4 protein-coding genes are annotated in these 5,324 nt (G+C 38.9%); 1 reads left to right on the top strand and 3 read right to left on the bottom strand.

Features of this window, described 5'->3' with window-relative positions; genetic code table 11:
- Positions 1-1,264, bottom strand: a 1,264-nt coding sequence (locus HRT50_RS17550; RefSeq protein WP_291616907.1) for an ABC transporter ATP-binding protein/permease, incomplete at its 3' end; no start/stop codon positions are given.
- Positions 1,265-1,483: 219 nt separating this feature from the next.
- Here HRT50_RS17550 and HRT50_RS17545 point away from each other — a divergent pair.
- Positions 1,484-2,470, top strand: a complete 987-nt coding sequence (locus HRT50_RS17545) for a calcium/sodium antiporter (protein ID WP_291616905.1) — start codon at positions 1,484-1,486, stop codon at positions 2,468-2,470.
- A gap of 603 nt (positions 2,471-3,073) precedes the next feature.
- Here the strand turns inward: HRT50_RS17545 and HRT50_RS17540 are convergent.
- Both HRT50_RS17540 and pheT read right to left on the bottom strand, forming a co-directional pair.
- A complete protein-coding gene (locus HRT50_RS17540) occupies positions 3,074-3,367 on the bottom strand; it encodes an integration host factor subunit alpha (protein ID WP_033080189.1) in 294 nt (97 codons plus the stop codon).
- A 3-nt stretch (positions 3,368-3,370) separates the two neighbouring features.
- Positions 3,371-5,324 (bottom strand): phenylalanine--tRNA ligase subunit beta (gene pheT, locus HRT50_RS17535; protein WP_291616900.1); only part of this gene is annotated, 1,954 nt, incomplete at its 5' end.

Below are 5,324 nucleotides of genomic sequence, written 5' to 3'. Positions count from 1 at the left end.
CATCATAGAAGCGAAACAATAACTTCACTAAGGTTGATTTACCCGAGCCACTTTGGCCAACCACGGCAACTTTTTCACCGGCCTTTATCGAAAAAGAAATCCCCTTGATGATCGGGCGCTTTTTATTATAAGCAAAAGTAATATTATTAAAGTCGATACTGGCCTGATTGTTGGCTTGACTATTTGTATGTACGCCCGGCCCAGCCAAGCGCAATTCTGTAGCATCTGGAACGTCTTGCACCTTGGCTTTTTTCGCTAATAAGCCAAACAAGTTTTCTATGTTAGCCAACGAGCCTTTGATTTCACGATAAACAAAGCCTAAAAAGTTCAGTGGCATAAATAACTGCATCATAAAGGCATTGATAAGCACAAAATCACCAAGGGTCATATTACCTTTAGCGACTTCGTTGGCAGCTAACGCCAGCATAGCCGTCATGGCAATGGCTATAATCAAGGCTTGGCCACCGTTAAGGGCAAATAAAGATAAACGGTTTTTTATTTTAGCCTGCTCCCAAGTCGATAACTGCTCATCGTAAGCCTGGGCTTCATATTCTTCATTAGTAAAATATTTTACCGTTTCGTAATTCAGTAAACTATCAATAGCGCGGGTATTGCTTGATGAATCTGCTTGATTGGCCGCACGCACATAACGGGTACGTTTCTCAGTGGCAAAAATGGAATAAGCAATATAACTAACTATCGACGTTAGGGTAATTAGCGCAAACCATATGCCGTAATTGACAAATAAAATGGTCACTACCATAACTATTTCAAGTAAGGTCGGTACAATATTAAAGACCATAAAACGCATTAAAAAGTTGATACCGGAAGTGCCACGATCGATATCACGGGACAAGCCACCGGTTTGTCTATTTAAGTGAAAATCTAAATCAAGGGCATGTAGGTGCCGAAATACTTTTAAGCCGATACGTCGTATCGCACGTTCAGTAACCCGACCAAACAGGGTATCTCTTATCTCGGCCAAAACCACTATCGACAAGCGCACTAAACCATAAGCGGCCACTAAGGCTAAAGGTACAATTACCAGTGCCGAGTTTTGTTTGTCGGCACTATTAGCATCTAAGGTATCAACGATATCTTTGAGGATAAACGGTAAATAGACGCTGGCAATTTTAGTAAATACTAGACATAACATAGCGAAGGCTATGCGTTTTTTATACTCAAACAAATAAGGTAAAATCAGTTTAAAAGCTTGCCAGTTGATAGATCTGACTTCTTGGTCGGGATAACTAGAGGGGCGCATAGCTTACCTTATGAGTAAAAAGCTTATAAATGAAAAGACTATCAAAGAAACACTATGATAAAATATAAAGGCAATATAACCTAACTTTTGTGTAATATATCTTGCTTTGTAAGGCCTTTCTTCCTTAGAATTCAAACTATTAAAAACTCTTTACCTTTAAACTTCGAGTCAGTTGCAGCTAAGGTCACAAACGTCTATCTAAATTTCTAAGGAATAGAAATGTTAATGCAAGCCGGTGTGTTAATTGTCGCCATTATATTAGCTGTTTATTCAGCAAAGATCCTTGTCTCGGGTGCAATCAGCATTGCCAAACGTTTTGCCATTCCTGAGTTTATTATTGGCGCTTTTATTATTGGCTTTGGTACTTCTCTGCCAGAATTTGCCGTTAATATTCAAGCAGCACTTGAAGGTAATACCGAGCTAGCTATCGCTAATATTTTAGGCAGTAATTTATTTAATACTTGTGTAACGTTAGGCTTACTCGGCTTATCTGGCCAATTAGTTATTAATAGCGATGTTAGAATTAAAGATGCTCCATATAATTTAATTGCCGCACTAATGATAGCAGTCTGTGGTAATCAGCTGTTTTTAGACCATATAAACTATCATCAGATCATGATGAGCCATGCATTAATTTTCTTATGCTTTTTTTGTATTTATGTTTATTACACCTTATTGGAAGTCAAACAAGGTGCTCCCCATAAGCAACCGCTGCATAAGCATCATCATCAAGCGCTGAAAAGTGATAACAACTCTTCCACCGCTAAGGCCTTTTTCTACATTATCACCGGATTAATTGGTTTAGTGTTAGGGGGTGAATTAATAGTTAGCTCGGCAGAAAAAATTGCTCAGTTGTTTGGCTTATCAAACCGCTTAATAGGATTGTTGATTGTTGGACCTGGCACGTCAATGCCGGAATTAATTGCCAGTTTAGTTGCCCTGCGTAGCAGAAGCACAGCACTTATTTTAGGAAATATCATTGGTTCAAATATATTTAATGTATTTTTCACCTTAGGTATTACCGCGACTATTCAACCAGTGCCGTTAGACTTCTCGCTAAACCAAGCAGTGTTATTCAATGTCTTAGCGGCGGCGCTACTCGCGATAACCTTTTGGCTTGTGCCAAAAGAAAAAATAAGCAGAATAACGGCATCATTATTACTGCTTATTTATTGTGTTTATACAGTCTTGGCTATCTATCAGTAAGGAAGGCAGAAGGGAAACCGTAACGAATAACAATAATGCCTGTCATTGATTGGCTTATTGCTTTGCTTTCCGATTAGCCTACTGACGAGTTACCTGACAAGTAGTAGCCGAGTTCATTGACTAACTTCCTGATGCTGGTAAGAACTATCAATCTGTATCAAGTACCTTACTAAGTATTTTCCCTTGGGCTCCTGAAGCGGCGACAAAACAGTCACTAAGCTTTTCTGTTAATGATGCTAAAGCCTTAATTAAGTAAATAGACACCAGCTATTACGATAAAAGTAAACACCGCTAATTTCATCCCTCACGAACGCATCAAGCTTAACAAAGGTTAAATAGCTAGGTAAGTTAAAAGTTATAGAAGTAAGACTAGAGCTACTCTATCTATTTCAGCCCTTTCTATTTCAGCTCTTTCTAAAAACAAGGAATTTAGCACATAAAAAACCCGCATCAATTATCACTAATGCGGGTTTTGTCATTTATATGTAATATTTACTTGTTACTGTTTCAACTCAGTATCTACTGAGTTGAGCTCAGAATAAAGCACGAAAAGCGAGCAACAAAGTTGCTCAGCTTAAATTAGCAAGTAGACAATTGCTTGTCTTAGTCGCTATTTCCGTCTTCAACACGGCTTTTCAGTTTCTGACCCGGTCTAAAGGTAACAACCTTACGGGCAGAAATTGGAATATCTTCACCAGTTTTAGGATTACGGCCAGGACGTTCGCTTTTTTGACGTAAGTCGAAGTTACCAAAACCTGAAAGCTTGACTTGGTCGCCACTTTCTAAGGTTTCGCGAATCTCTTCAAAGAAGATTTCAACCATATCTTTTGCGTCACGCTTGCTCAGCCCAACTTTTTCAAATAAATGTTCTGCTACTTCTGCTTTGGTAAGCGCCATTGCTTAGTCCCTCAGTGATGCATTTAATTCTGTTTTTAAGGTTTCAACAACTCTATCGATAACATCAGTGATGTCTTTTTCTTCAAGAGTTTTACTAGTATCTTGTAATACTAAGGCGATGGCTAAACTTTTATAACCCTCTTCAATTCCTTGACCTTGGTATACATCGAATAAGTTTAGATCAATTAAATAATTTCCGCCAACCTTTTCAATAAGTTGTAATACTTTTTTTGCATCAACTTCTTCTTTTACTACTATCGCTAAGTCGCGGCGATTGGCAGGAAAGCGAGAGATGTCGCTGGCTTCAGGTATTTTTTGCACTAGTACTTCTGATAATAATAGTTCGAAAATTAATGTTCGGCCATTTAAGCCTAATTTTCTTTCTAATTCAGGGTGTAAGGTTCCAACATGACCTACCAAAACACCATTTTTGGTGATTTGTGCAGTTTGACCTGGATGTAAGGCATCAACTTCGGCTTTTGAAAACTCATAACCCTGAGCATCACAAGTCAAAGCTAATAACGCTTCAACATCACCTTTAATGTCATAAAAATCAGTTGCTGCTTTTTCCATGCTCCAATGTTCATCAACACGAAGACCACTGATAACACCAGCCAACATGTTTTGCTGACGAACACCGTTTTCAGCACTTTCATCAGGCACAAAACGTAAACCTGCTTCGAATAAACGTACTCGGCCTTGTTGACGATTTTGGTTATAAACCATCGACTGCAACAATCCTGTCCATAAACTTAAGCGCATTACTGACATTTCAGAAGAAATTGGATGTGGTAATGTCATCACCGCTTGATCTGGGTGTAATAATGCTTGTACTTTCGGGTCAACGAAGCTGTAGGTAATCGCTTCTTGATAGTCACGATTTACTAAAACTTGTTTTAAATTTATCAAAGAAAGCTTAGCTTCTTTTTTCTCACACATTTTCAAGGCGGCTTTTGGCGCAATATTTGGAATATTGTTATAGCCAAAAATACGAGCAACTTCTTCAATTAAATCGACTTCGATTTTAATATCAAAACGGTAAGCTGGCACAATGACTTGCCATACTTTAGCAACGCCTTCACCTGTGGTACTGACAGTAAAACCAAGACGTGTAAGAATTTCGCTAACTTGTTCGTCACCAATGTGATGACCAATACGGCCATCAAGTTTTTCACGACGTAAGCTTACTTCTTTTGTTTGTGGGATATCAGCATCAGATTTAGCTTCAACAACTGGACCTGCTTGACCACCAACAATCTCAAGTAATAATTCAGTTGCACGCTCAATAGCGTCAAACTGTAATGTTGGGTCGATACCACGTTCATAACGGTGTGATGAATCGGTATGCAAACCATATTGGCGAGCTTTACCTAAGATAGCTAAAGGTGCAAAAAAGGCACTTTCTAAAAAGATATCAGTGGTGTTAGTGGTAACACCTGACTCAAGACCACCAAAGATACCGGCCATAGCTAATGCTTTTTTCTCATCAGCAATAACTAAAGTACCTTCTTTTAGGGTTACTTCCTTTTCATCTAATAAAGTTAACTTTTCTTCTTTATTAGCGAAACGTACGGTAATTTTTGCATTAACGCCGCCATCTAATTTAGCTAAATCAAAGGCATGCATTGGATGACCAAGCTCTAACAATACATAGTTGGTAACATCAACAGCTGGGTCGATTGCACGAGTACCACAGCGACGTAGCTTTTCTACCATCCACAATGGCGTCGTTGCACTTGGGTTAATACCCTTGATAACACGACCTAAGTAGCGCGGACATGCTTCATTCGCTTCAACATTGATAGTTAAAGCATCATCAATCGTTGGCACTACAGCAGTAATTGTTGGCTCGGTAACGGCTAAAGAGTTCAAAACACCCACTTCACGGGCTAAACCTTTAAGACCTAAACAATCACCACGGTTAGCAGTTAAATCAACATCAATGGTAACGTCGTTT

The sequence above is a fragment of the Colwellia sp. genome, from assembly GCF_013215345.1.
Classification (GTDB): Bacteria; Pseudomonadota; Gammaproteobacteria; order Enterobacterales; family Alteromonadaceae; genus Colwellia.
Note: the sequence above shows the minus strand (reverse complement) of the source record. Positions and strands in the feature narration are given on the sequence as shown.